The sequence below is a fragment of the Streptomyces sp. NPDC005017 genome, from assembly GCF_042873115.1.
GTDB lineage: Bacteria > Actinomycetota > Actinomycetes > Streptomycetales > Streptomycetaceae > Streptomyces.
Genome location: NZ_JBIALD010000003.1, coordinates 36,446 through 59,144 on the forward strand (window position 1 = coordinate 36,446; position 22,699 = coordinate 59,144).

Annotated in this window: 23 protein-coding genes and 1 pseudogene; 13 read left to right on the plus strand and 11 right to left on the minus strand. The window is 73.4% G+C overall.

Features of this window, described 5'->3' with window-relative positions:
• Nucleotides 1-130 precede the first annotated feature (130 nt).
• Both ung and ACFYR0_RS05175 read left to right on the plus strand, forming a co-directional pair.
• Nucleotides 131-814, plus strand: a complete 684-nt coding sequence (gene ung / locus ACFYR0_RS05170) for a uracil-DNA glycosylase (protein ID WP_389322047.1) — start codon at nt 131-133, stop codon at nt 812-814.
• A gap of 185 nt (nt 815-999) precedes the next feature.
• Nucleotides 1,000-1,524, plus strand: a complete 525-nt coding sequence (locus tag ACFYR0_RS05175; RefSeq protein ID WP_389322049.1) for a hypothetical protein — start codon at nt 1,000-1,002, stop codon at nt 1,522-1,524.
• Between the two features lie 123 nt (nt 1,525-1,647).
• Here the strand turns inward: ACFYR0_RS05175 and ACFYR0_RS05180 are convergent, their stop codons facing one another.
• Both ACFYR0_RS05180 and ACFYR0_RS05185 read right to left on the minus strand, forming a co-directional pair.
• Nucleotides 1,648-1,776, minus strand: a complete 129-nt coding sequence (locus ACFYR0_RS05180) for a hypothetical protein (RefSeq protein WP_389322051.1) — start codon at nt 1,774-1,776, stop codon at nt 1,648-1,650.
• Between the two features lie 542 nt (nt 1,777-2,318).
• Nucleotides 2,319-2,828, minus strand: a complete 510-nt coding sequence (locus ACFYR0_RS05185; protein ID WP_389322053.1) for a DinB family protein — start codon at nt 2,826-2,828, stop codon at nt 2,319-2,321.
• Between the two features lie 134 nt (nt 2,829-2,962).
• On the opposite strand from ACFYR0_RS05185, the gene ACFYR0_RS05190 reads away from it, so the two are divergent.
• Nucleotides 2,963-3,877 carry a Gfo/Idh/MocA family protein gene (locus tag ACFYR0_RS05190; protein ID WP_389322055.1) on the plus strand — a complete coding sequence of 305 codons (915 nt, stop codon included), beginning with the start codon at nt 2,963-2,965 and terminating at the stop codon, nt 3,875-3,877.
• Here the strand turns inward: ACFYR0_RS05190 and lnt are convergent.
• Complete coding sequence (gene lnt, locus ACFYR0_RS05195; RefSeq protein ID WP_389322057.1) at nt 3,792-5,369, minus strand: apolipoprotein N-acyltransferase; 1,578 nt, start codon at nt 5,367-5,369, stop codon at nt 3,792-3,794. The two genes, ACFYR0_RS05190 and lnt, sit on opposite strands and share 86 nt — an antisense overlap.
• 105 nt (nt 5,370-5,474) lie before the next feature.
• Nucleotides 5,475-5,954: a nuclear transport factor 2 family protein gene (locus ACFYR0_RS05200; protein WP_389322059.1), complete on the minus strand. Its 480-nt coding sequence runs from the start codon at nt 5,952-5,954 to the stop codon at nt 5,475-5,477.
• A 158-nt stretch (nt 5,955-6,112) separates the two neighbouring features.
• Between ACFYR0_RS05200 and ACFYR0_RS05205 the strand changes: the two genes are divergently transcribed.
• Entirely contained in the window at nt 6,113-6,754 is a 642-nt protein-coding gene (locus tag ACFYR0_RS05205) for a DUF4291 domain-containing protein (protein WP_389322061.1), read from the plus strand.
• Between the two features lie 15 nt (nt 6,755-6,769).
• Here the strand turns inward: ACFYR0_RS05205 and ACFYR0_RS05210 are convergent, their stop codons facing one another.
• The gene (locus ACFYR0_RS05210; protein WP_386383636.1) at nt 6,770-6,949 is read right to left on the minus strand and encodes a hypothetical protein; all 180 of its coding nucleotides are present in this window, start codon (nt 6,947-6,949) and stop codon (nt 6,770-6,772) included.
• Between the two features lie 216 nt (nt 6,950-7,165).
• Nucleotides 7,166-7,888: a DNA alkylation repair protein gene (locus ACFYR0_RS05215; RefSeq protein ID WP_389322063.1), complete on the minus strand. Its 723-nt coding sequence runs from the start codon at nt 7,886-7,888 to the stop codon at nt 7,166-7,168.
• A gap of 49 nt (nt 7,889-7,937) precedes the next feature.
• On the opposite strand from ACFYR0_RS05215, the gene ACFYR0_RS05220 reads away from it, so the two are divergent.
• A complete protein-coding gene (locus ACFYR0_RS05220) occupies nt 7,938-8,699 on the plus strand; it encodes a TVP38/TMEM64 family protein (protein WP_389322065.1) in 762 nt (253 codons plus the stop codon).
• Nucleotides 8,700-8,735: 36 nt separating this feature from the next.
• Here ACFYR0_RS05220 and ACFYR0_RS05225 read toward each other — a convergent pair whose 3' ends face one another.
• The gene (locus ACFYR0_RS05225; protein WP_389322067.1) at nt 8,736-9,905 is read right to left on the minus strand and encodes a thiolase family protein; all 1,170 of its coding nucleotides are present in this window, start codon (nt 9,903-9,905) and stop codon (nt 8,736-8,738) included.
• Nucleotides 9,906-10,075: 170 nt separating this feature from the next.
• Between ACFYR0_RS05225 and ACFYR0_RS05230 the strand changes: the two genes are divergently transcribed.
• Complete coding sequence (locus ACFYR0_RS05230) at nt 10,076-10,546, plus strand: winged helix-turn-helix transcriptional regulator (protein ID WP_389322069.1); 471 nt, start codon at nt 10,076-10,078, stop codon at nt 10,544-10,546.
• An 81-nt stretch (nt 10,547-10,627) separates the two neighbouring features.
• On the opposite strand, the gene ACFYR0_RS05235 is transcribed toward ACFYR0_RS05230, so the two are convergent.
• Nucleotides 10,628-11,428, minus strand: coding sequence for an alpha/beta fold hydrolase (locus ACFYR0_RS05235; RefSeq protein ID WP_389322071.1), 801 nt, complete (start codon nt 11,426-11,428; stop codon nt 10,628-10,630).
• 324 nt (nt 11,429-11,752) lie between these two features.
• On the opposite strand from ACFYR0_RS05235, the gene ACFYR0_RS05240 reads away from it, so the two are divergent.
• The 3 genes and pseudogenes from ACFYR0_RS05240 to ACFYR0_RS05250 all read left to right on the plus strand — a co-directional run bounded on the left by ACFYR0_RS05240 (nt 11,753) and on the right by ACFYR0_RS05250 (nt 13,808).
• Complete coding sequence (locus ACFYR0_RS05240) at nt 11,753-12,628, plus strand: undecaprenyl-diphosphate phosphatase (RefSeq protein WP_389322073.1); 876 nt, start codon at nt 11,753-11,755, stop codon at nt 12,626-12,628.
• A gap of 104 nt (nt 12,629-12,732) precedes the next feature.
• Nucleotides 12,733-12,876: pseudogene (locus ACFYR0_RS05245) on the plus strand (elongation factor Tu); the annotation flags it as partial.
• Nucleotides 12,877-12,962: 86 nt separating this feature from the next.
• Nucleotides 12,963-13,808, plus strand: a complete 846-nt coding sequence (locus tag ACFYR0_RS05250) for a spermidine synthase (RefSeq protein ID WP_389322075.1) — start codon at nt 12,963-12,965, stop codon at nt 13,806-13,808.
• Here ACFYR0_RS05250 and ACFYR0_RS05255 read toward each other — a convergent pair.
• Together ACFYR0_RS05255 and ACFYR0_RS05260 are read right to left on the minus strand one after the other, a co-directional pair.
• Complete coding sequence (locus ACFYR0_RS05255) at nt 13,770-15,089, minus strand: MFS transporter (protein ID WP_389322077.1); 1,320 nt, start codon at nt 15,087-15,089, stop codon at nt 13,770-13,772. The genes ACFYR0_RS05250 and ACFYR0_RS05255 overlap by 39 nt on opposite strands.
• Before the next feature lie 208 nt (nt 15,090-15,297).
• Entirely contained in the window at nt 15,298-16,320 is a 1,023-nt protein-coding gene (locus ACFYR0_RS05260) for a hypothetical protein (protein ID WP_389322079.1), read from the minus strand.
• A 268-nt stretch (nt 16,321-16,588) separates the two neighbouring features.
• Between ACFYR0_RS05260 and ACFYR0_RS05265 the strand changes: the two genes are divergently transcribed.
• From ACFYR0_RS05265 to ACFYR0_RS05275, 3 genes are all read left to right on the plus strand, one after another.
• A complete protein-coding gene (locus ACFYR0_RS05265) occupies nt 16,589-17,026 on the plus strand; it encodes a DUF4442 domain-containing protein (RefSeq protein ID WP_386383691.1) in 438 nt (145 codons plus the stop codon).
• Nucleotides 17,027-17,361: 335 nt separating this feature from the next.
• A complete protein-coding gene (locus ACFYR0_RS05270; protein WP_389322081.1) occupies nt 17,362-19,845 on the plus strand; it encodes a beta-glucosidase in 2,484 nt (827 codons plus the stop codon).
• A gap of 353 nt (nt 19,846-20,198) precedes the next feature.
• Nucleotides 20,199-20,837 carry a DedA family protein gene (locus tag ACFYR0_RS05275; protein WP_389322083.1) on the plus strand — a complete coding sequence of 213 codons (639 nt, stop codon included), beginning with the start codon at nt 20,199-20,201 and terminating at the stop codon, nt 20,835-20,837.
• Between the two features lie 413 nt (nt 20,838-21,250).
• Here the strand turns inward: ACFYR0_RS05275 and ACFYR0_RS05280 are convergent, their stop codons facing one another.
• Nucleotides 21,251-21,784: a gamma carbonic anhydrase family protein gene (locus tag ACFYR0_RS05280; protein ID WP_389322785.1), complete on the minus strand. Its 534-nt coding sequence runs from the start codon at nt 21,782-21,784 to the stop codon at nt 21,251-21,253.
• A gap of 106 nt (nt 21,785-21,890) precedes the next feature.
• On the opposite strand from ACFYR0_RS05280, the gene ACFYR0_RS05285 reads away from it, so the two are divergent.
• Nucleotides 21,891-22,667: an acyltransferase gene (locus tag ACFYR0_RS05285; protein WP_389322085.1), complete on the plus strand. Its 777-nt coding sequence runs from the start codon at nt 21,891-21,893 to the stop codon at nt 22,665-22,667.
• Nucleotides 22,668-22,699 lie beyond the last annotated feature (32 nt).

A 22,699-nucleotide genomic window follows, 5' to 3' on the forward strand; every position in this document is an offset into this window, starting at 1 on the left:
CCGGCCTGGCCGGGCCGGGGCGCCGGCGGGTGTGCGGTACGGGGCGCCGTTGTCAGTGGGCGCCTGTAGGTTCTGAGTACTGGAAGTCCTGGTAACTCTGGAACCGACCGCACACCGTGAGGAAGTTGACGTGACCGACACCGCCATGCTGCCCGAGTCCTGGCGCGGGGTCCTGGGCGACGAGCTCCAGCAGCCCTACTTCAAGGAGCTGACGGAGTTCGTCGAGGAGGAGCGCGCGAACGGTCCCGTGTACCCGCCCCGCGAGGAGGTGTTCGCCGCGCTCGAGGCCACCCCCTTCGACGAGGTGAAGGTCCTCGTCCTCGGCCAGGACCCGTACCACGGCGAGGGCCAGGGCCACGGCCTGTGCTTCTCGGTGAGGCCCGGTGTGAAGACCCCGCCCTCCCTGCGGAACATCTACAAGGAGATGCAGGCGGAGCTCGGTCTGCCCGTCCCGGACAACGGCTACCTCATGCCGTGGGCCGAGCAGGGCGTCCTGCTGCTCAACGCGGTGCTCACGGTCCGCGCAGGTGAGGCCAACTCCCACAAGGGCAAGGGCTGGGAGAAGTTCACCGACGCGGTGATCCGCGCGGTTTCCGGGCGGCCCGACCCGGCGGTGTTCGTGCTGTGGGGCAACTACGCGCAGAAGAAGCTCCCCCTGATCGACGAGTCCCGGCACGTCGTGGTGAAGGGCGCCCACCCCTCCCCGCTGTCCGCGAAGAAGTTCTTCGGCTCGCACCCCTTCACCCAGATCGACGAGGCCGTCGCCGCGCAGGGCCACGCCGCGATCGACTGGCGCATCCCGAACCTCGGCTGACCCGCACCGCCCCGGGCCGGTCCCGTACCGCGCCCGGGGCGGTACCGGCGTGCCGTACGGGCGCCGTACGGGCCCGCCTGGCCGGGATCGGAGGGCGCTGCGGTTAGCGTTCGGAGCGTCGAGCGTGTCCGGCGCGATCCGTGCGGAGCGGCGTCGGGACCTGGGAACCTGCGAAGGGCGGCCTGGTGGCGGAGCGACAGGAACAGGCGGCGCCGGACGCCGTGATGACCCGGATCGGCCAAGGGGTCATGCTGCATCACGCGGGCGACCGGGAGGAGGCCCGCGGGCGCTTCCTCGCCCTGTGGGCCGAGATCGGCCAGGACGGCGACCCCCTGCACCGCTGCACCCTCGCCCACTACATGGCCGACACCCAGGACGACCCCGACGCGGAACTGGCCTGGGACCTGCGGGCCCTCACGGCGGCCGAGGAGCTGACGGGCGACCGGCTGGCCGCCCACGAGGGCGCCCCCGCGGTCCGCGCCCTCTACCCCTCCCTGCACCTCAACCTGGCCGCCGACTACGTCCGGCTCGACCGGCCCGACGCCGCCCGCACCCACCTCCGCCGCGCCCGCACCGCGGCGGAGTGCCTGGCCGACGACGGCTACGGGGAGGGCGTCCGCGCCGCGATCGGCCGTCTGGAGCGGCGGCTGGCACGGGAGGGCGGGGAGGAGCCGCCGGGGGAGCCGTGGGGAGCGCCGCGACGGCCGTAGGTCGTGCTTCGCCCCGGGGACGCCGGGCACCGGAGCTCCGGGCCTCCCGCACAAGGGGAGGTCCGCATTACGCCTTGGACGACCACGCCCCCACCGACCGGGCCTCCCGCGCGAGCGGTGGTCTCAGCGTCCGTACGCCTGCTCGCACACCCTCGCCTCCGGGCTGTCCGCGCGCCAGCCGCCGTACTTTCTGCCGAGCGCGCAGACGTCGGTGTTCTCCCGGACGGACTCCGAGACGTCCGACAGTTCCATGGGCGGTAAGGCCGGGCGGGGGCGGTGGGGCTTGTTCGCGTGGGGCTGCGGGTGCGTGCGGCCGGGGCCACGGGTACGCGGGGCCGCAGGAGGCCCGGCGGGTGTGTTCCGGGCCGCGGCGGGAGGCCCGGCGGCGGGTACGCGCGGCGCGGGCGACGGGGGTGGCGTCGGCGGACGGCGGCCTGCCAGCTCCAGTGCCTCACGGGCCGGGGCCTGGACGATCTGCGGCCCGGGGTGACCGTCCGGGCGGGGCGACGCGGGCTGGGCCGGTGTCGCCGCAGGGCCGGGCGCCACGGGGCGCTGGACCGTCACACAGCCGGTGAGGGCCGAGACAGCCACGGTGACCAGGAGCGTTGCGGTGGTCGTCGTTCGATGCACCCGCGCAACTCTGGTGGCTCCGCCGCCTCCCGGGACGGCGGACAGGCGCAGGATGCCCCGCACGGGTGATCTCCGGCCCCGTACGGAGGGCGCGGGCACCCGCCGGGTGACGCGGCGCGTGCGTTCCGGGCGCCGCGACGCCGCGGAGATCCGTCAGGAGGGCCCTAGAAGCCGGTGGAGCCGTCGATGCGCTCGCGCAGGAGGTCCGCGTGGCCGTTGTGCCGGGCGTACTCCTCGATCATGTGGGTGTAGATCCAGCGCAGGCTGGGCACGTCGCCGTGCCGTGTGCGGCCCTTGGACAGGTCGTCCAGGCCGAACCCGGCCGCGTTGCGCCGGGCCACCTCCAGCTCGCCCCGCCAGGTGGCGTGCGCCTCCTGCCAGGTGTCCGCCTCGGTGGGATGGAACTCGCCGTCGGGGTCCTCGTCGCTGAAGTAGATCGGCCCGGGGGAGTCGTCCGTCAGCACGTGGCGGAACCAGATCCGCTCCACGTCCGCCATGTGCCGCACCAGCCCCATCAGGGTCAGCCCGGACGGCGGCACCGACGCCGTGCGCAACTGCTCGTCGGTGAGTCCCGCGCACTTGCGGGCGAGGGTGGCACGGTGGAAGTCCAGCCAGCCCTCCAGCATCGTGCGTTCGTCGGCGGCCGGGGCGGGCAGGTCGCGGATGCTCGTCATGCTGCCCATCGTCAGCCGGCCGGCCGCCCCGCCACCAGCCGTTTTCACGCCCCCGGCGTGTCGTCGACCGGGGCACACCGCCGTATGCTGCCCGGCAGGGCGGGCACGTCAGGCAAGCGTCTAAGGAGTACCTCGTGAAGGTCGGCTGCATCGGACTCGGCGACATCGCGCAGAAGGCGTATCTGCCGGTGCTCGGGGCGCAGCCCGGGATCGAGCTGCACCTCCAGACGCGCACCCCGGCCACCCTCGACCAGGTCGGCGACAGCCTGCACCTGTCCGCCGGGCAGCGGCACCGCGACCTCGACGCGCTGATCGCCGAGGGCCTCGACGCCGCGTTCGTGCACGCGCCCACGACCGTGCACCCCGAGATCGTCACCCGGCTGCTCCAGGCGGGCGTACCGACGTACGTCGACAAGCCGCTCGCCTACGAACTCGCCGACTCCGAGCGGCTGGTCGCTCTCGCGGAGGAGCGCGGTGTGTCGCTCGCGGTCGGTTTCAACCGGCGCTGCGCGCCCGCCTACGAGCAGTGCGCGGACCATCCGCGCGAGCTGATCCTGATGCAGAAGAACCGTGTCGGGCTGCCCGAGGAACCGCGCTCGATGGTCCTCGACGACTTCATCCACGTCGTGGACACCCTGCGCTTCCTGGCGCCCGGCCCCGTCGACGACGTCACGGTCCGCGCGCGCGTGCGGGACGGGCTGCTGCACCACGTCGTGCTCCAGCTCGCCGGGGACGGCTTCACCGCGCTCGGCGTGATGAACCGGCTCAGCGGCTCCAACGAGGAGATCCTGGAGGTCTCCGGGCAGGACACCAAGCGCCAGGTGCTGAACCTGGCCGAGGTGATCGACCACAAGGGCCAGCCGACCGTGCGGCGGCGCGGCGACTGGGTGCCGGTGGCCCGCCAGCGGGGCATCGAGCAGGCGGTGCTGGGCTTCCTGGGCGCCGTCCGCGAGGGCCGGGTGCTCAGCGCACGGGACGCGCTGGCCACTCACGAGCTGTGCGAGCGGGTCGTGCGCGCGGTTCAGGAGCGTTCCGCCGCGGGCGCCTGAGCACCGCCCTGACCCCCTCCGCGCCGCACAGCGCGGCCAGCACCAGCAGGGCCGCGTACACCGGCCAGTCGCCGTAGCGGACGTACGGCGTGGTGCCGGAGGCCAGTGGCACGTCGTAGACCCGGCCGGCCGCCGTGTCGGTGCCGAGCCACGAGCCGGCCCGGGCGCCGTCCGGCCCGTACACGGCGGACACGCCGGTCAGCGTCGCGTGGACCATCGGCCGGCCGGTCTCGGCCGCGCGCAGCGCGGCCAGCGAGGCGTGCTGCCCGGGTGCCCAGCTCTGCTGGAACGTCGACGTGGCGGACTGGGCGACCAGCACTTGGGCACCGTCCTCGGTGAGCGCCCGGCTCATGTCGGGGAAGGCCGACTCGAAGCAGACCATCGGGCCGACGCGCAGGCCGCCCACGTCCATCACGACCTGTTCGGTGCCGCGCCGCCGGTCCTCGCCCGCCGCCTCGCCGACGGAGGTGGCCCAGCCGAGCACGGACCGGAAGGGCACGTACTCGCCGAAGGGCACCAGGCGCATCTTGTCGTAGCGGTCGCCGGTGAGGCCGTCGGGGCCGACCAGGACAGAGCTCTTGTAGATGCCGGGCCGGTCGGAGCGGCGCGCGTCCACGTTGACGAGTATCCCGGCGCCCGTCGCCCGGGACAGCGCCGCGATCCGGCGGGCCAGGTCGGGCCGGTCGCGCAGGTCGAAGCCGACGCTGCTCTCGCCCCACACGATCAGATCGGGGCGCTGGCCGACGAGGGCCCGGGTGAGCTGTTCCTCGCGGTCGAAGCGGCGGTCGGGGCTGCCGGCGCCCTGGATCACACCGGGCTGGACCACGGCGATCCTGACGCGGCCGTCGGTGTCCGGACGGGGCGCCCACAGCCAGGCGGCCGAGGTGACGGCGGCCGTGACGAGCAGCGCGGCGAGCGCGGGCAGCCGGGCCGCGCGGTTCACGACCAGCACGGCGACGGCCGTGTTCACCGCCACCAGCAGCAGGCTCAGCAGCCATACCCCGCCGACCGACGCGAGCCGCAGCGCGGGGGTCACCTGCCACTGGCTGGCGCCGAGCATGCCCCACGGGCCGCCCAGCCCCTCCCAGGAGCGCACCAGCTCCACCGCCAGCCACGCCGAGGGCAGCACGAGCAGCGCGCCGGTGATCCGGCCGGGCCCCGGTGTGCCCGCCAGGAAGCGGCGCACCAGCAGGCCCCAGGGGGCCCAGAGCGCGCCGAGCAGGGCCGCGACGACGAAGGTGAACACATGCAGGTTCGGCACCAGCCAGTGGTGCACCGCCAGCATGAAGCCGAACCCGCCGGACCAGCCGTCGTACGCCGCTCTGCGCGCGGTCGGCGCGTCGCGGGCCAGCAGGATCCACGGCACCAGCGCCACGGGGGCGAACCACCACAGGGCCGGGGCCGGGAAGGCGAGCATGGGCAGCGCCCCGGCGAGCGCCGCCAGCAGCGACCTCCGCCACGGGGAGGTGAGCCAGTGCCCGAACGTCCTCATACGACGCCTCCCTACCCCGTGGCCTCCAGTGTCACGCGCCCGACGATCTCGGTACAGGGCGCGCGGCCGGAGAAGCGCCCCGTGACGAGGCCCGGTCCGACCGGGTCAGTTGATCACAGGAGTCCCGGCGCGGTCCGTCAGGCGCCGCCATTTCTCGTGCACGACCACCTCGCGCAGCCGCCAGCCGTCGTACGTCCGGACCAGCGCGAACGCGTACCGGCCGCCGCACACGAAGTCGGGCACGGCCGGCCCCTCGCCGAGCGTGCTCATGGGGTTGATGTAGTCGGCCTGCACGAGGGCGGTGTCGCCGGTCTCGCGCTCCAGGATCCCGAACCGCACCCGGCGGTTGACGATCAGATGCTGGCGCATCGGGAACGTCCGCATCGTCCGCGCCAGCCATCCGGCGACGTCCGCCGCGTGCCCCTCGATCCCGCCGGCCGACCGGTAGTCGGCCCGCCCACCCGGCGCGAACAGCGCACGGTACGCCTCCCAGTCGCCGTCGTCCACGGCCACCGCGTAGTCGGTGACGACCTCGTCCACGGCCATCCGGTCCATCACGGTCGCAAGCTCCACACGCTGCGTCATCGGCTCAGTGTCGGGGGTGGCGGGCGGGGAGCCAAGGGGAGTGCGGGGGGATGTTGGACGAGCGTGGTGCGGCGCGCGGCCGGACGGCGGGTGACGCCCCGGGCGCGCGGCGCGAAATTCGGTGGCTGTGCGAGGTGTGCCGCGGCAAGGCTGGGCCCGTGAACGAACGACAACCGCTCGGCGTGGTGGAGACCGCGCCGCAGACCGCCGCCGCGCCGAGATTCCAGGTCCGCGCCCGCCACACCGACACCACGATCACCGTCTACCAGGCCTACCGCCCCGGAATCGGCCGCCCGGCCGCCCGCGACGGCCGCTTCCCGTCCTCCTGGAAGCGCGACCGGATGACCTGGATCAAGCCGTCCTTCCTGTGGATGATGTACCGCTGCGGCTGGGGTGTGAAGGAGGGGCAGGAGACCGTTCTCGCCGTGGAGATCAGCCGGGACGGCTTCGAGTGGGCGCTGCGCAACGCGTGTCTGTCGCACTACGTGCCCGAGCTGTACACCGACCAGGCCGCGTGGAAGCGGCGGTTGCAGCGGTCGCCGGCGCGGGTGCAGTGGGATCCGGAGCGGGATCTGCGGCTTCGGCCGCTGCCGTACCGGTCGTTGCAGCTGGGCCTCGCGGGGGAGGCGACCGAGCGCTACGCGGACGAGTGGATCGTGGGCATCGAGGACGTCACGCCGCTGGCGAAGGAGATCCATGAGCTGGTGCGTGCCGGTGAGCTGGAGGCCGCGGAGGCGTTGTTGCCCCGGGAGCGGGCCTACCCGTTGAGCGAGGACGTGGTCGGCCATCTGCGGAGGTGAGGCGCGTCGGAGGCCTCAGGCGGCCCTGACCACCTCGCCGCGTACCGCCTCGGCCCATTGGACCACCAACAGCTCGTACTCCGAGCGCTGTTGGGCCGTCAGCTTGCCGCCCGCGCGTCTCCACAGCGCGCGGATCCGCTCATTGACCTCGTCGGCGGAGCGCACGGAACCAAGGGCCTCGGAATCGGGGGACATGCGGGCCAGCCTAGGGGCAAGCACTGACACAGCGCTACCGGACGGCTACGGGAAGGAACGGTATCGGCCGTGACGGCTGTCCGGTACTGACCGCTCGATCAGTTCGGCCGGCTCGGGTGGGACCCGTCCGGCCAGGTGTTATGTGGTGCCGGGGGAAGCGAGCCAGGGACGCGAACGCGCCATGGATTCGTGCGGGGGGAGAGATCCCGGACTGTGTCAGGTGCCGATGTTCCTCAGGGCCTCGCGGACCGTCAGCGGGGCGAAGCGGGCGCGTTCGCGCGTGACGAAGGCGCGGACGGCGTCGGGGTCCGTCCTGGCGTACTCGCGCAGAGCCCAGCCGATCGCCTTGCGGATGAAGAAGTCGGGGTGGCCGGACTGGCGGAGGCAGTAGGCGAAGAGGCGGTCGGGGTCCGTGCGGCCCTTGTGGCGGAGCTGGTGGAGCAAAGCGGTCCGGGCGATCCACAGATCGTCGTCGGCGATCCAGGCGTCCATCTCCGCGCCGAGCGCCGGGTCGGCCGCGACCAGCGCCCCGACCACATGCGCGGCCAGCAGGTCGACGGTGTCCCACCAGGGGACCGTGACGATCAGGTGCCGGGCGACCGGGAGGAAGTCCGAGGAGCAGCGGCTCACGTACCGGCGCAGATAGTCGACCGCGAAGTAGTGGTACTCCCGTTCCGGCAGCTCCCAGCAGCGCAGGGCCACGGCCGTCAGATCGGGTTCGGCGGGCCGGGCGGTGCCCGCCGTGACCGTGCGCGACAGGGTGCGGCGCAGGGGTGTGGGCAGGCCCAGGAAGGGCGCCACGTCCTTCATGTACGCGCGCATGGCCGCCGCCCGCTCGGGGTCGGCGGCGCCGGGGTAGACGTCGGTGAGCCGTGCCAGCAGGGTGTCGGCCAGCGCACTGTCCGGGACCGCTACGGGGCCGGTACCTGTGACGGTCATGAGACGAACCATACGGCGATCACACACGTTCGTCGGTTAGTGTCACCGGATGCCGCTCGATGCCACCACCCGCTCTGGGGGCACCGCCGTCGTCGCCGCCCTCGCCGTTCCGGAACCCGTCGCGGTCCCCGCCGTCGGCCTCGCGGGGCGCTGCACACGCCTGCTGCTCTCTCCCTGGTCCCGTTTCTCGCTGCTCGTGGCGCTGCTCGCGGGCGCCGCCACGACCGTGCTGGTGTTCGAGCCGCAGCGGCTGCTGGCCGACGGATGGCCACCACATCTCGGCGGCGCGGCGGCGGCCCTCGTCTTCGCGGTGGCGTACGGACTGTGCACCGTGGCGTTCGTGCCCCGGCCGCTGCTGAATCTCGCCGCGGGCGCCCTGTTCGGCTCGCAGCTGGGGCTGGGCGCGGCCGTGGCGGGCACCGTGCTGGGGGCCGGGCTCTCCTTCGGTCTGGGGCGGATCCTCGGCCAGGACGCGTTGCGGCCGCTGCTGCGGGGGCGGCTGCTGACCGCCGCGGACGGGCAGCTCAGCCGACACGGGTTCCGCTCGATGCTCGCGGTGCGGCTGTTCCCAGGGGTGCCGTTCCAGGCGGCGAACTACTGCGCCGCGATCTCCCGGATGGGCTGGCTGCCGTTCCTGCTGGCGACGGCGCTCGGGGCGATCCCGAACACCGCCGCCTACGTCGTCGCGGGGGCCCGGGCCTCCACGCCGACCTCGCCCGCCTTCCTGATCGCGATGGCCTGCATCGCCCTGCCCGCGCTGGCAGGCGCGGTGGTGGCCTGGCGCAAGCGGCACCACCTGCGCGGGCGCTGAGGGCTCGGAGGCGCCACCTGCGCGGGCGCTGAGGACTCAGACGGCCTCCAGGATCATCGCGTTGGCCAGGCCGCCCGCCTCGCACATCGTCTGGAGCCCGTAGCGGGCGCCGCGCTCGCGCATGGCGTGCGCGAGGGTCGTGGTCAGCCGGGTGCCGCTGGCGCCGAGGGGATGGCCGAGGGCGATGGCCCCGCCGTGCACGTTGACCCTCGCGAGATCGGCGCCGGTCTCCTGCTGCCAGGCCAGGACGACACTGGAGAAGGCCTCGTTGACCTCGAACAGGTCGATGTCGTCGAGGGACAGCCCGGCCCGCCGCAGCACCTTCTCCGTCGCCGGGACCACACCGGTGAGCATCAGCAGCGGGTCGGATCCGGTGACCGCGAAGCTGTGCAGCCGGGCGAGCGGGCGAAGACTGAGACGTGCCGCGGTCTCGCCCGAGGTGATCAGGACGGCCGAGGCGCCGTCGTTGACCGGGCTGGCGTTGCCCGCGGTGACGTTCCACTCGATCTGCGGGAAGCGCTCGGCGAAGCCGGGGTCCTCGTAGGCGGGCCGCAGCCCCGCGAGGATCTCCGGGGTGGTCCCGGGCCGTACGCACTCGTCGCGCGAGACGCCGTGCAGGGGTGCCACCTCGGCGTCGAAGAGGCCCTGGTCCCAGGCCGCCGCCGCCCGCCGGTGCGAGGAGACGGCGAAGGCGTCCATCCGCTCACGGGTCAGCGACCACTTGGCGGCGATCAGTTCGGCGCTGATGCCCTGCGGGACCAGGCCCTCGGGGTAGCGCTCGGCCACGCCGGGGCCGAAGGGGTCGGCGCCGGGCGGCACGTTGGACCACATCGGCACCCGGCTCATCGACTCCACCCCGCACGCGACGACCAGGTCGTACGCGCCGGAGATGACGCCCTGCGCGGCGAAGTGCACGGCCTGCTGCGAGGAGCCGCACTGGCGGTCGACGGTGGTCGCGGGGACCGTCTCGGGGAAGCCGGCCGACAGCACCGCGTACCGCGTGGTGTTCATGGCCTGCTCGCCGACCTGGTCGACGGTGCCGCCGATCACGTCGTCGACGAGCGCGGGGTCGACGCCGGAGCGTTCGACGAGGGTGCGCAGGGTGTGGGCGAGGAGTTCGACGGGGTGGACCTGGGCGAGGGAGCCGTTGGGCTTCCCCTTGCCGATGGGGGTGCGTACGGCTTCGACGATCACTGCGTCACGCATCTGCGTGGCCTCCTGTGAGGGCAGGGGCGGCCGGTCGGTGCCGCCGCGGTGGGGTGCGGCGACCGGCGCGATTACCAGTGAGTAGGAAATCTGGACTCACTCTAGTCGTGAGAGTTGGAAAAACAAACCCATTCGGTTGGGAAATCAAACCCTCGCCTAGGATGGGGCGCATGGCCGCCACCAAGGACCCGCGCCCCTGCTCGATCGCCGACACCCTGGCGCTCGTCGGCGAGAAGTACTCCCTGCTCGTGCTCCGCGAGGTCTGCCTGGGCAACGGGCGCTTCGATCAGCTGGTGCGCAACATCGGCGCCCCGCGCGATGTGCTGGCCACCCGTCTGCGCCGCCTCGTGGACGCCGGCGTCCTCACCAAGCGCGTCTACAGCGAGCGGCCGCAGCGCTTCGAGTACCGGGCGACACCGGCCGGGCTGGAGCTGGAACCGGTCCTGATGACCCTCAAGGAGTGGGGTGACCGCCATCTGCGCGGCGAGGACGACCGCCCGATGGTGATCGAGCACGACTGCGGCAACGAACTCGTCCCCGTCGTCACCTGCCGGGCCTGCGGCGGTGAGGTCCGCCACGAGGACCTCACCGCCCACCCCCAGAGCCCCGGCTGGACCGTCTCGGGCCCCACGGCGGCCTGACGGCGGGCCACCGGTCCACGGTTCCGAAGGCTCCACGGCGGCCTGAGGCCCGCCGCGCTCCGGCCGCCTACCTCGACCGCCCTACAGCGGCCGCAACCCGTGCAGAAAGCCGCGTACCGCGCGAGCGAAGGCCTCCGGCGCCTCCAGGTTGCTCATATGGCCCACGCCGGGCAGCACCACCAGCCGCGCACCCGCGATCGCGTCCCGGAACGCCCGTGCCACGCCCAGCGGTGACCGCGCGTCCCGCTCGCCCCAGACGAGCAGCGTGGGCACGGCGATCTCCGGCAGCAGGTCGCGCTGGTCGGTCTCGGCCATCAGGAGCAGCTGCGCGCCCATGGTCGTGGGGCGCACGTCCCGGGCCATGGCGTCGAGCAGCGGCAGGAACGCCGTCGGCGGGTCACCCGCGAACAGCCCCGGCAGCGTGGGATCGAACTCCTCCGGCGCCGCCGCGAGCATCCGCCGCACGCCCTCGACCCGGGCCTCGACCTCCTCCGGCGGAAGCGAGCCCTTCCAGCCCGCGTAGGTGTCGACCAGGATCAGTGTCCGCACCAGCTCCGGGTGGTGCCGGTACAGCTCCAGGGCGACCGTGCCGCCCCAGGACAGCCCGGCGACATGGGCCGGGCCGAGAGCCACGTCCTCGATCACCGCGGCGAGACTGCGGGCGAAGCCGGCGAGGGTGAAGTCCGGCGGCAGATCCGAGGACCGTCCGGCGCCCGGCTCGTCCCAGGACACCACCGTGAACTCGTCCGACAGCGCGGCGGTCTGCGGCTCCCACATCCGCCCGTCCGCTCCGGCGCCGTGCACCAGCACCAGCGGCGGACCGTGGCCCACGCGCGTGTAGGCCACGTCGACTCCCCGCACCGGCACGGTCACCGTCGCCATGAGTCCAGGCTAGGCGCGCCCGCCGGTCCCGTCCCGGGGAGAGAGGTCGCGCTCACCAAGGGCCCCCGCCGTCCGGGCCGAGGAGGCGGCCGTCGCGGAAGGCGCGCGGTACTGGACCGCAAGAGCTTTCCGTCGTGCGACGCGGGTGCCGTCCAGACGAGCGTCGACACCCCGGTCCGCTCGTCCGACGATCATCTCGACGGCCCCAGGTCATGGCCCTCTCCCGGAGGACGCTACGCTGCCCCTCAACACACCAGACCCGCGCGCGCGGGCTCGGCGTGTCCGACGCCCGTAGCACGATCGGCACTTGGACTCCGTAACTTCATGTCTTGGTTCGAATCACTCATCCTCGGACTCGTCCAGGGGCTGACCGAGTTCCTCCCCGTGTCCTCCAGCGCGCATCTGCGGCTGACCGCAGCCTTCTCCGGCTGGGAGGACCCCGGAGCGGCCTTCACGGCGATCACCCAGATCGGCACGGAGGCGGCGGTGCTGATCTACTTCCGCAAGGACATCGGCCGCATCCTGTCGGCGTGGTCGCGCTCACTGTTCGACAAGGAGATGCGCAAGGACCACGACGCCCAGATGGGCTGGCTGGTGATCGTCGGCTCGATCCCGATCGGTGTGCTCGGCGTCACGCTCAAGGAGCAGATCGAGGGACCCTTCCGTGATCTGCGGGTCACCGCGACGATGCTGATCGTCGTCGGCATCGTCATCGGCGTCGCCGACCGGCTCGCCGCGCGCGACGAGGAAGGCGGCAAGCACCGGGCCGCGCGGCCCCGCAAGACCCTGACGGACCTCGGCGTCCGCGACGGCCTGATCTTCGGTCTCTGCCAGGCCTGCGCCCTGATCCCCGGCGTCTCCCGCTCCGGCGCCACCATCAGCGGCGGCCTCTTCATGGGCTACCAGCGCGAGGCCGCGGCCCGCTACTCCTTCCTGCTCGCCATCCCGGCGGTGCTCGCCTCCGGCACGTTCGAGCTGAAGGACGCCATGGAGGGCGGCCACGTCTCCTGGGGTCCGACGATCTTCGCCACGATCATCGCCTTCGCCACCGGGTACGCGGTGATCGCCTGGTTCATGAAGTACATCTCCACCAAGAGCTTCATGCCGTTCGTCTGGTACCGCGTCATCCTCGGTGTGGTGCTGATCGGCCTCGTCGTCACGGGCGTCCTGAGCCCCCACGCGGCGGAGTCGGCGGGCTAGCACCCGGCCGACGCGCCTCCTCCCAGAAGCCTCCCCGGCAGCGTGCCGCGGGAGGCTTCGCCGTCGTAGGGAAAATCGTTCGACGCCGGACCCAGGCCCGGCGCGAGCCGGCGGTCGCGCGGCCCGGGGACACCGTCTCCATGACGGTCGAGCCCGGCCGTGACGTGCCGCTGGAGGCGGGGCTCGGCTTCGCCATCCGCGAGGGCGGCCGGACCGTGGGGGCGGGGACGGTGACCGCCCTGCGGTGAGGTGAGGGGGGACCGCGGGCCGGGTGCGGCCGGTCGCGCGGTTCCCCGCGCTCCTGAGGAGCGCGGGTCGCGGGCAGAATGGAGCGGTGAACGAAGCCCTCCCCGTCTCCCGCGCCGTCGACCACGGCACGGCCAAGCTGATGCCCGACGTCGACCGTGAGCGTGCCTGGCTGCTCACGGTCGACGGGGCACCCCAGTCCTACGTGGACCTGGACGAGCCGACCCATCTGGAGTTCGAGTACGCGCGGCGGCTGGGGCATGTCCTGGACACCGTCGCGCCGGCGGGGCGGGCGCTGGACGTCCTGCATCTCGGCGGAGGGGCACTCACGCTGCCCCGGTACCTCGTGGCGACCCGGCCGGGCTCGCGGCAGGACGTGGTGGAGGCCGACCGGGGGCTGCTGGACCTGGTCGCCGAGCATCTGCCGCTGCCGCCCGACGCCGGTGTCACCACCCACGCCGAGGACGCCCGGGCCTTTCTGGCCGGAGCCCCGGCGGACTCCGCGGACGTGATCGTCGCCGACGTGTTCGGCGGCTCCCGTGTGCCCGCGCATCTGACCAGCCTCGGGTACGCCCGCGAGGCGGAGCGCGTGCTGCGCGAGGACGGCGTCTATCTGGCCAACCTGGCGGACGGGGCGCCGTTCGCGTTCCTGCGGTCCCAGCTGGCCACGCTCGGCGCGGTGTTCGAGGAGCTGGTGATGATCGCCGAACCCGGCGTGCTGCGCGGGCGGCGGTTCGGCAACGCCGTGCTGGTCGCCTCGCACGAGCCGGTCGACACGGCCTCCCTGGCCCGGCTCACCGCAGGCGACGCGTTCGCGGCGAGGGTGGAACAGGGGGCCGCGCTGAGGGAGTTCACCGGGAACGCGCGGCCGGTCAGGGACGAGGACGCCGTGCCCTCACCCGTGCCCCCCGACGGGGCATTCGGCATCGGCTGAGCCGTTCGCGCCCGCGGTCGCCGGCCCTGTGGCGATCTCCTTGGTACGGCGGCGCAGTCGGCGTACGTCCGGTACGAGCAGGACCAGCGCGGTGACCGTGAAGACCGTCACGGCGCAGCCCCACAGTGCCTCGGTGCGGCCGAAGGCGTCCTCCGCCGGACCGGCCAGCGCGACCGCCAGCGGTGTCAGGGCGACCGAGCCGAACCAGTCGTAGGCGGAGACGCGGGAGAGCTTGTTCTCGGGGATCTCCTGGTGCAGCGCGGTCATCCAGGAGACGCCGAAGACCTCCAGGGTCACGCCCGTCACGAACATCACCGCGCACAGCACCCCGATCGGCACCGGCACGGCGAGCGCGGCGGAGGGCAGGGCGAGCGGGAAGACGCACAGGGTGCCCGCGAGCAGCAGCCGACGGGGCTTCCAGCGGGTCATCAGCAGGGCGCCCGCCACCGTGCCCGCCCCGAAGAACCCCAGGGCCAGGCCCCAGGGGCCCGCCCCGCCGAGATGGTCGCGGGAGACGAGCGGGCCGTAGACCGCGTCGGCGGCGCCGACGACCGCGCCGACGATCGAGAACTGCACGACGACGGCCCACAGCCAGGGCCGCCCGACGAACTCCTGCCAGCCCTCCCGCAGATCGGCGAGCATTCCCCCGCCGGGCTCGCGCGGGGCGATGTGCCCGACGTCGAGCAGGGCGCGCATCGCCCCGGCGACGGCGAACGCGGCGGCGTCGGCGGCCAGCACCCAGCCGGGCCCGACCACGGCGACCATCGCGCCGCCGAGCGCGGCACCGCCGACCGCCGCGCCCTGCATCGCCATCCGGAACACGGCGAACGCGCGGCTCGCCTGCGCCCCGGACACCGAGGACAGCAGCATGCCCTCGGCCGCGGGGCCGAAGAACGCCTGCCCGGTGCCGCCGAGCGCGGTGAGCAGCATCATCTGCCACAGCAGCGGCTCACCGGTCAGCACCAGCACGGCGAACAGGCCCTGGGAGACACAGTTGAGTGCGTTGGCCGCGACCATCACCCGGTGCCGGGGGACCCGGTCCGCGACCGCGCCGCCGATCAGCAGGAACAGCACCAGCGGCAGGGTGCGGGCCGCTGCCACCAGGCCCACGTCGCCGCCGTCGCCGCCGTTCTCCAGGACCGCGAACGCGGCGGCGATCAGGGCTCCGTGGCCGCCGAGGTTGGTGACGAAGGCGGCGGCGGTCAGCAGGCTGTAGTTGCGCCCGGCCCAGTCGGGTCTGCGCAGGTGGCGGCCGGGGCGGGGGGAGACGGCGGAGTTCACCGGCCGACTATCCCCGCCCGGGCCCGCGTTTGCCAAACCGAGTGTCCGACGAGGGGAGGGCCGGGCGCCCTGCCCTCACGAGGGCGCCCTCGGGTCTCCGCGCGGGCGGACGTTCGGGTCTCCGCGCGGGCGGACGCTCGGGTCTCCGTCGCGCCGCCGCGCGGGCGGCCGCCGCGGCCGCCTTCCCCTCCCCGCGTGAGCGGACCGTTCAGCTGGCCGTCGCCTCGCCGTGCAGCCGGACCGTGCTGAGGATCTTCATGATCGTCTCCTTCGGCACCTCGCCCTTCACACCCTTGGCACCGTAGAAGTTCCAGGCCACATAGGCGCCGTCGGCGTTCTTGAAGCCGAAGGTGGCCGCCTTGCCGTCGCTGGCGCACTTGCCCTTCTGCGGGGTGTTTGTGGACTGCGCCCAGGCCAGGCTGCCCTTGATGCCGGAGGCGGTGGTGTAGGCCGTGGCCTTCTTGTCGAAGGTGAGGCTCTTCTTGTCGGGCTGGGTGTAGCCGCCGTAGACCCACCAGGGGACCTGGTTGACCGCGACCTCGTCGGTGTTCTTGGCGCCGTCGGCACCCTTGCTGCCGACGGCGGCCAGGGCCGTGTCCTCGGTGCGGCCGTCCTTGTTGTCGTCGGTCGTGCACCACTTGGACTTGTAGAAGGCGGGCGCCGACATCACGATCAGCGGCTTGGCCGAGTCGGACTTGTCGTCCTCGAAGCCGATCGTCAGGGTCGGGGACTCCACCTCCCAGTCGGCCGGCACGTCGAAGGCGATGCCCCACTTGGGGTTCACCACGACCTTCCAGCCCGCGACGGTCGGCTCGAGGGTCTCGGTGCCGCGCGGGTTGTCGTCCGACCCGCTCTCCGAGGCGCTCGGCTCGGCGGACTCCGTGGGCGACGGGCTCGTCGTCTTCTTGCCCTTGTCACCGCCGTCCGCGGTGTCGTCCTTGTCGCCGCCGAGCACCAGGAAGCCGGTCACCGCGGCCGTCGCCACCACGGCGGCCGCCGCGATGATCGCCACCAGCCTGGTCCGGTTCCCGCCACCGCCGCCCCCGCCGGGCTGCGGCTGGGGCATGCCGACCGTCTGGGGCTGGGCCCACTGCGGCTGCTGCGCGTACGGGTTGGGCTGCTGGTAGCCGGGCTGCTGATACGGATTCGGCTGCTGGTACCCCGGCTGCTGGTACGGGTTGTTCGTCTGCGGGTTCTGCTCGCCCCCGGGCGGCTGCTCTCCTGGCCACATGTGCCGTAACCCTAGTGCCGCCCCGGACACGATTCGGTCACTGCCCCTTGTCAGGGACGTACCAACAGGGGAGACCGGCGGTGCGGAGCCGCGCCGGGGATGCCGTACGGGTGGGGCGGGGGTGCGGTACGCGCGCGGCCGGGATGTCGCACGAGCGCGGCGGGGCCCGTGCCGGGCGCGTGGCCGAAAGAGAGGTGAAGGCGACACCCGAGGCGTCTGGCCACCTCGGCTACTCGTGGGTAACATCCTCGCCATGAGCGCAGATCAGATGTCCATCGGCGAGCTGCTCGCCGCCACGGTGCCGATGGTTCGCACCCTGAACCTCGAGTACCTGGAGACCACTCCGGAGAAGGCCGTGCTGGCCCTGCCGGACCAGAGCGAGTACCGCAACCACGTCGGTGGTCCGCACGCGGGCGCGATGTTCACCCTCGGCGAGTCGGCGAGCGGCGCGATCGTGCTCGCGGCCTTCGGTGACCAGCTCTCCCGCGCCGTGCCGCTCCCGGTGCACGCCGACATCGCCTTCAAGAAGATCGCGCTCGGCCCGGTCAAGGCCACCGCCACGCTCGGCCGGCCCATCGCCGACGTCGTCGCGGAGCTGGACGAGGGCAAGCGCCCCGAGTTCCCGGTGACCGTCGCCATCCAGCGTGAGGACGGCGCCGTGACCAGCGAGATGACCGTCGTGTGGACCCTGCGGCCCAACGGCTGAGCACGACACGGACAAGGCTCCGGCCCGTCCGGCCGCGACGCGCGCAAGGCCCCGGCCCTCATGGCTGGGGCCTTCGTCGTTCCCGGCCCTCACGGCTGGGGCCTCGCCGTTCCCGGCCCTCAAGGTCGGGGCCTTCGCCGTTCCCGGCGGCCGCCCGCCGCGGGCATGGACACGGGCAGCCGATGCCCGTACTTTTCCCGCGCGCCGGTGGTGTCTGACGGTCCGTCATGTGCGCCGTGCACCACAGTGGGTCCACAGGGCGAACACAGCCCGGGGTCGCCGGGCGCACGCCGCGGTTCGCCTGTCGTGCCAGCTCACCGAAGGAGTGACGGCCCATGTCCGACACCGTTCCCCGGCGATCCGCGCTGCGCCTGCTGAGTGTCGCCATCGCCGTGGCCACGGCGGCCACCGCCGGCGGTTTCACCCCGGCCCGCGCGACGGCCGGGCGCCGGGCCAAGGGCGCCGTTCCCCGGGTCGAGGCCCTCCTCACCGCCCTCACCCTCGACGAGAAGATCTCCCTGCTGCACGGCGCCCCCGACCCCGCCTCCCTCGGCCAGGCCGGATACGTACCCGGCGTGCCCCGGCTCGGCATCCCGCCGCTGCGGCTGGCCGACGGCCCGGCCGGGGTCCGCGTCACCCGGCGCGCCACCGCGCTGCCCGCCCCCGTGCTGCTCGCCTCCGCCTTCGACCCCGAACTGGCCCGCCGCTACGGCCGGGTCATCGGCCGCGAGGGCCGTGCGCTCGGCCAGGACGTACTGCTCTCCCCGATGGTCAACCTGATCCGCACCCCCTACGCGGGCCGCAACTTCGAGACCTTCTCCGAGGACCCGCTGCTCTCCGCCGACCTGGTCGCCGCCGAGATCGAGGGCATCCAGGGCGAGGGCCTCGTCGCCACCGTCAAGCACTTCGCGCTCAACAACCAGGAGAAGGACCGCGACTCCGTCGACGTACGGGTCGACGAGCGCACCCTGCACGAGGTCGAGCTGCGCGGCTTCGAGGCCGCCGTAGCCGCCGGAACCGGTGCGGTCATGGGCGCGTACAACAAGGTCGGCTCCACCTTCGCCTGCGAGAACAAGGAACTGCTCAGCCACATCCTGCGCGAGCGCTGGGGGTTCGACGGCTGGGTGATGACCGACTGGTTCGCCGCGCACAGCACGGCCCCGGCGCTCACCGCAGGGCTGGACATGGAGATGCCCGACGGCCGCCACTTCGGCACCGCGCTGAAGGCGGCGGTGAAGGACGGCAGCGTCCCCGAGCACTACGTCGACCGGGCGGTGCGCCGGCTGCTGTCGGCGCTGGACCGCTTCGGCCTGCTCGACGGCGAACGGCCCCCGCGCCCCGGCCGCGACCCGGAGGCGGGCGCGGCCCTCGCCCGGGAGGTGGCCGAGGCGGGCGCCACGCTGCTGCGCAACGAACGCGGCACCCTGCCGCTGACCGAGGGCGACATCGCGGTCGTCGGCCCGACCGGGGCGATCCCCTTCGTCAGCGGCGGCGGCAGCGCCCACGTCGTCCCCGACCGCGCTGCAAGCCCCGTCGACGCCCTGCGCGCCCGCGCCGGACAGGACACCCGCGTCACCCACGCCCTCGGCGAGGACCTCTTCGGCAAGCCGGTCCCCGCGGGCGCCCTCACCCCCGCCCTCGCCACCGAGGGCCAGGGCGTGGGCGCCGGGACGACCTGGAGCTACGACGGCACCCTCACGCTCGACGAAGCGGACGAGTGGACCTTCGTCCTGCACTCCTCGGGCCCGCCGAACGGCCGTCCCGAGGTCTTCGTCGACGACGAGGAACTCTTCCCGCTCGCGCCCGGCTGGGGCGAGTACCTGATGGGTGGCCTGGTCACCGCCGCCCCCGACGGCCTCGCCGTGCGCCGCCGCACCCTCGCCCTCGGCGCCGGGGCGCACCGGCTGCGGATCACCGCCGAGGGCGGCGCCGACGGACTGCTGTTCCGGCTGCGCCGCAGCACCGCCGCGACCCGCGCCGCCGATCTGGCCGAGGCGGTCACGGCCGCGCGGGCGGCCCGCCACGTCGTCCTGTTCGCCTACGAGGACGCCACCGAGGGCCGCGACCGCACCACCATCGCCCTCCCCGGCGACCAGACGCGCCTGATCGAGGCCGTCACCGCGGCCAACCCGCGCACCACGGTCGTCCTCAACACCTCGTCCGCGACGGCGATGCCCTGGCTGGAGCGCACCGGAGCCGTGCTCCAGATGTACTACCCGGGCCAGGAGGGGGCCGCCGCCACCGCCGCCGTCCTCTTCGGCGACGTCGACCCCGGCGGTCGGCTCACCCAGACCTTCCCGGCCGACGACGACAGCCACCCCGTCGCCGGGGACCCCCGCCGCTACCCGGGCGTGGACGGCGTCGAGGAGTACACGGAGGGCGTCCACGCCGGCCACCGCTGGTACGACGCCCAGGACGTCCCACCCCTCTTCCCCTTCGGCCACGGGCTCTCCTACACGTCCTTCTCCTGCGCGGACCTGTCGGTACGCCCCGCCCGGGGCGGCCTGGCCGTGTCCTTCACGGTGCGCAACACGGGCGACCGGGACGGCGTGGCCGTGCCGCAGGTGTACCTCGGGCCCTCGCCCGACCTGGCGCTCGACCAGCCGGTACGGGTGCTGGCCGGGTACCGCAGGGTGGCGCTGCGGGCGGGGGAGCGGCGACAGGTCACCGTCCAGGTCGTCGCCCGCACCCTGTCCTCCTGGGACACCGGCCGCCACGACTGGGTGCTCGGCACCGGCCGCCGTACGGTCTGGCTCGGCGCCTCCTCGCGCGACCTGCCGCTCAGCGCGAGCGTGGAGATCCGCACCCGACCGGCCTAGGGCCCTTCTGGCGGATCTCCGTGGCGTCGCGACGCCCGGCACGCCATCCCCCACCGCCTGAAGGGTGTGGGAGGTGCCCCCGGCCGCACGGCGCGGAGGGACAGGTGGCGGAGCGACCTGTCCCTCCACACCGCACACCGATCGCACGCACCGAACGCCGCTCCTTCTCCCACGGAGATCCGCCAGAAGGGCCCCAGACGGTGACGTGGCGCACGTCACCGTGGCCCACGGGGACCGGCACAACCACCGGGGCGGCCGGGACGTCAGACTGACTGGGTAGGCTTCGCGGCGTGTGCCGCCGCCGGGCACACGAAGAGACGCAGTGGTCTGCGCAGATCTGGGAGGTAGCGGCGTTGCACGTCCAGGAATGGCTCGAATCGGTGCCCCCGCTCGCCATCTATCTGCTGGTCGGCGTCGTCATCGGCCTGGAGAGCCTGGGCATCCCGCTGCCGGGCGAGATCATCCTGGTCTCCTCGGCGCTGCTGGCCTCGCAGCACGGTGACATCGACCCGTTCGTCCTCGGGGCGTGCGCGAGTGTCGGCGCGATCGTCGGCGACTCCATCGGCTACGCGATCGGCCGCAAGGGCGGGCGGCCGCTGCTGGCCTGGCTCGGCGGGAAGTTCCCCAGGCACTTCAGCGAGGGGCATATCGCGACAGCCGAGCGCTCCTTCCAGAAGTGGGGCGTCTGGGCCGTCTTCTTCGGCCGCTTCATCGCCCTCCTCCGCATCTTCGCGGGCCCCCTCGCGGGCGTGCTGCACATGCCGTACTGGAAGTTCCTGATCGCCAACGTCCTCGGCGGAATCGTCTGGGCCGGCGGGACCACGGCCGTCATCTACTACGTCGGCGTCGTCGCCGAGTCCTGGCTGAAGCGCTTCTCCTGGCTCGGCCTGGTGGCCGCCGTCCTCATCGGCCTCACATCCATGCTGATCCTCAAGCGCAAGGCCAGAGCAGCAACCCCCGACCCAACCCCCGTCCCCACCGAAACCCTCTAGGGGGCCGAGGACAACCGCCCCAAGGGGCGCGGGGAACTGCGCAAAACGTCAAGACCGCGGAATGCCGGGTCCCCGGCCCGACCCCCACAAGGCCCCCAAGGGGCGCGGGGAACTGCGCAAATCCCAAGGACGGCGGAAAGCCGGATCCACAGCCAGCCGCGCCCCCCAAGGGGCGCGGGGAACTGCGCAAACCCCCAAGACGGCGGAAATCCGGGCCCGCAACCCGGCCCGCCACAAGGCCCCCCCGAGGGGCGCGGGGAACTGCGCGACCAGCCCAAGACGGGCGGACGGCGAACCACGACGGAAAGCCCGCCAAGCCGCCGGCCAGGCAAGCCCCGCCAAGCCGCCGCCCAGGCAACAGGCAACCCCCGCCAAGCCGCCGGCCAGGCGCCAGGCACGAGCCGTCGGCCGGGCTAACCCCCGGCGTGAACCTCCCCGTGCGCCTTACCCAACTCCGCGTACATCACCCCGTTCAGCGAAACCCCCTGCCGCTCCTCCTCGGACAGCGCCCGCCGCACCTTCCCCGGCACCCCCGCGACCAGCGACCCCGGCGGCACCACCATCCCCTGCGGCACCAACGTCTGCGCGGCGACCAGGGACCCCGCCCCGATCACCGCCCCGTTGAGCACGGTCGCCCCCATCCCGATCAGACAGTCGTCCTCGACCGTCGCCCCGTGCACCACCGCGTTGTGCCCGATGGACACCCGCTCGCCGACGCTCACCGGAAACCCGGGATCCGCATGCAGCGTGCAGTTGTCCTGCACATTGCTGCTCGCGCCGACGGAGATCCGCTCGACGTCGCCCCGCAGCACCGCCCCGTACCAGACACTCGCCCCCGCCCCGAGCGTCACGTCCCCGATCACCGAGGCCGTGGGCGCGACGAAGGCGCTCTCGTCGATCGTGGGCTCCTTGCCACCGATGCCGGTGATCAACGCACGCTGTTCCATGTCGGCCTCCCAGTCGTAGACATCCGGCACGGTACGCCACCCGGTGGGGCGAAGATCACAGGCCCTCGACACCATGGCGGAGCGGTGCGCTGAGTACCGTGAGGCCGTGCCGAAGAGCAAGAACACGTTCTCATCCTGGCGGCGCCGCCTCGCGCAGCGCGTCGTGCACACGGGCTGGGCCTGGGTGCAGCGCACGGGCTCCGTGACGGCGGAGCACCCCGGGCGGTTCCGCTTCGGCGCGCTCGGCGAGGCCAGCCGGCTGGCGTTCCCGCTCGGCACGGTGTTCGGCGAGCCCTGGATCCACGTCGGCTCCCACTGCATCGTCGGCGAGCAGGTCACCCTCACCGCCGGCCTGATGCCCGATCTCGACCTCGGCCCGGACCCGATCCTGCGCATCGGCGACGGCGTGGTCCTGGGCCGTGGCAGCCATGTCATCGCCGACACCACGGTCACGATCGGCAGCGACTGCTACTTCGGCCCGTACGTCTACGTCACGTCCACGAACCACTCCTACGACGACCCGCACGAGCCCATCGGCAGGCAGTGGCCGCGGATGGAGCCGGTGGAGATCGGCCCCGGCTGCTGGATCGGCACCGGGGCGGTGATCCTGCCCGGCGCCAGGATCGGCCGGAACGTGGTGGTGGCCGCGGGCGCGGTGGTGCGGGGCGCGGTGCCGGACCACTCGGTGGTGGCGGGCGCCCCCGCCCGGGTCGTACGGCGCTGGACGCCCGAGGACGGCTGGCAGCCGCCCCTGCGCACCCCGGCCCCGGTGCCGATCCCGGAGGGCGTCACCCCGGACCAGCTGCGCGCCCTGTCGGACCTGGACGAGGAGACGGTGGCCCGGCTGGCCGAACTGGAACCGGCCCCCGACCCCCAAAGCTGAACCCCGGCCCGGACCGGCCGCCCCGGCCTCAC

What these genes read in the sequence shown, in the direction of transcription:
- ACFYR0_RS05180 (WP_389322051.1), bottom strand. Translation starts at nt 1,776, where the DNA reads ATGGAACTGTCGGACGTCTCGGAGTCCGTCCGGGAGAACACCGACGTC.
- ACFYR0_RS05185 (WP_389322053.1), bottom strand. Translation starts at nt 2,828, where the DNA reads ATGACGAGCATCCGCGACCTGCCCGCCCCGGCCGCCGACGAACGCACG.
- lnt (WP_389322057.1), bottom strand. Translation starts at nt 5,369, where the DNA reads ATGAGGACGTTCGGGCACTGGCTCACCTCCCCGTGGCGGAGGTCGCTG.
- ACFYR0_RS05200 (WP_389322059.1), bottom strand. Translation starts at nt 5,954, where the DNA reads ATGACGCAGCGTGTGGAGCTTGCGACCGTGATGGACCGGATGGCCGTG.
- ACFYR0_RS05210 (WP_386383636.1), bottom strand. Translation starts at nt 6,949, where the DNA reads ATGTCCCCCGATTCCGAGGCCCTTGGTTCCGTGCGCTCCGCCGACGAG.
- ACFYR0_RS05215 (WP_389322063.1), bottom strand. Translation starts at nt 7,888, where the DNA reads ATGACCGTCACAGGTACCGGCCCCGTAGCGGTCCCGGACAGTGCGCTG.
- ACFYR0_RS05220 (WP_389322065.1), top strand. Translation starts at nt 7,938, where the DNA reads ATGCCGCTCGATGCCACCACCCGCTCTGGGGGCACCGCCGTCGTCGCC.
- ACFYR0_RS05225 (WP_389322067.1), bottom strand. Translation starts at nt 9,905, where the DNA reads ATGCGTGACGCAGTGATCGTCGAAGCCGTACGCACCCCCATCGGCAAG.
- ACFYR0_RS05230 (WP_389322069.1), top strand. Translation starts at nt 10,076, where the DNA reads ATGGCCGCCACCAAGGACCCGCGCCCCTGCTCGATCGCCGACACCCTG.
- ACFYR0_RS05235 (WP_389322071.1), bottom strand. Translation starts at nt 11,428, where the DNA reads ATGGCGACGGTGACCGTGCCGGTGCGGGGAGTCGACGTGGCCTACACG.
- ACFYR0_RS05240 (WP_389322073.1), top strand. Translation starts at nt 11,753, where the DNA reads ATGTCTTGGTTCGAATCACTCATCCTCGGACTCGTCCAGGGGCTGACC.
- ACFYR0_RS05260 (WP_389322079.1), bottom strand. Translation starts at nt 16,320, where the DNA reads ATGTGGCCAGGAGAGCAGCCGCCCGGGGGCGAGCAGAACCCGCAGACG.
- ACFYR0_RS05265 (WP_386383691.1), top strand. Translation starts at nt 16,589, where the DNA reads ATGTCCATCGGCGAGCTGCTCGCCGCCACGGTGCCGATGGTTCGCACC.
- ACFYR0_RS05270 (WP_389322081.1), top strand. Translation starts at nt 17,362, where the DNA reads ATGTCCGACACCGTTCCCCGGCGATCCGCGCTGCGCCTGCTGAGTGTC.
- ACFYR0_RS05280 (WP_389322785.1), bottom strand. Translation starts at nt 21,784, where the DNA reads ATGGAACAGCGTGCGTTGATCACCGGCATCGGTGGCAAGGAGCCCACG.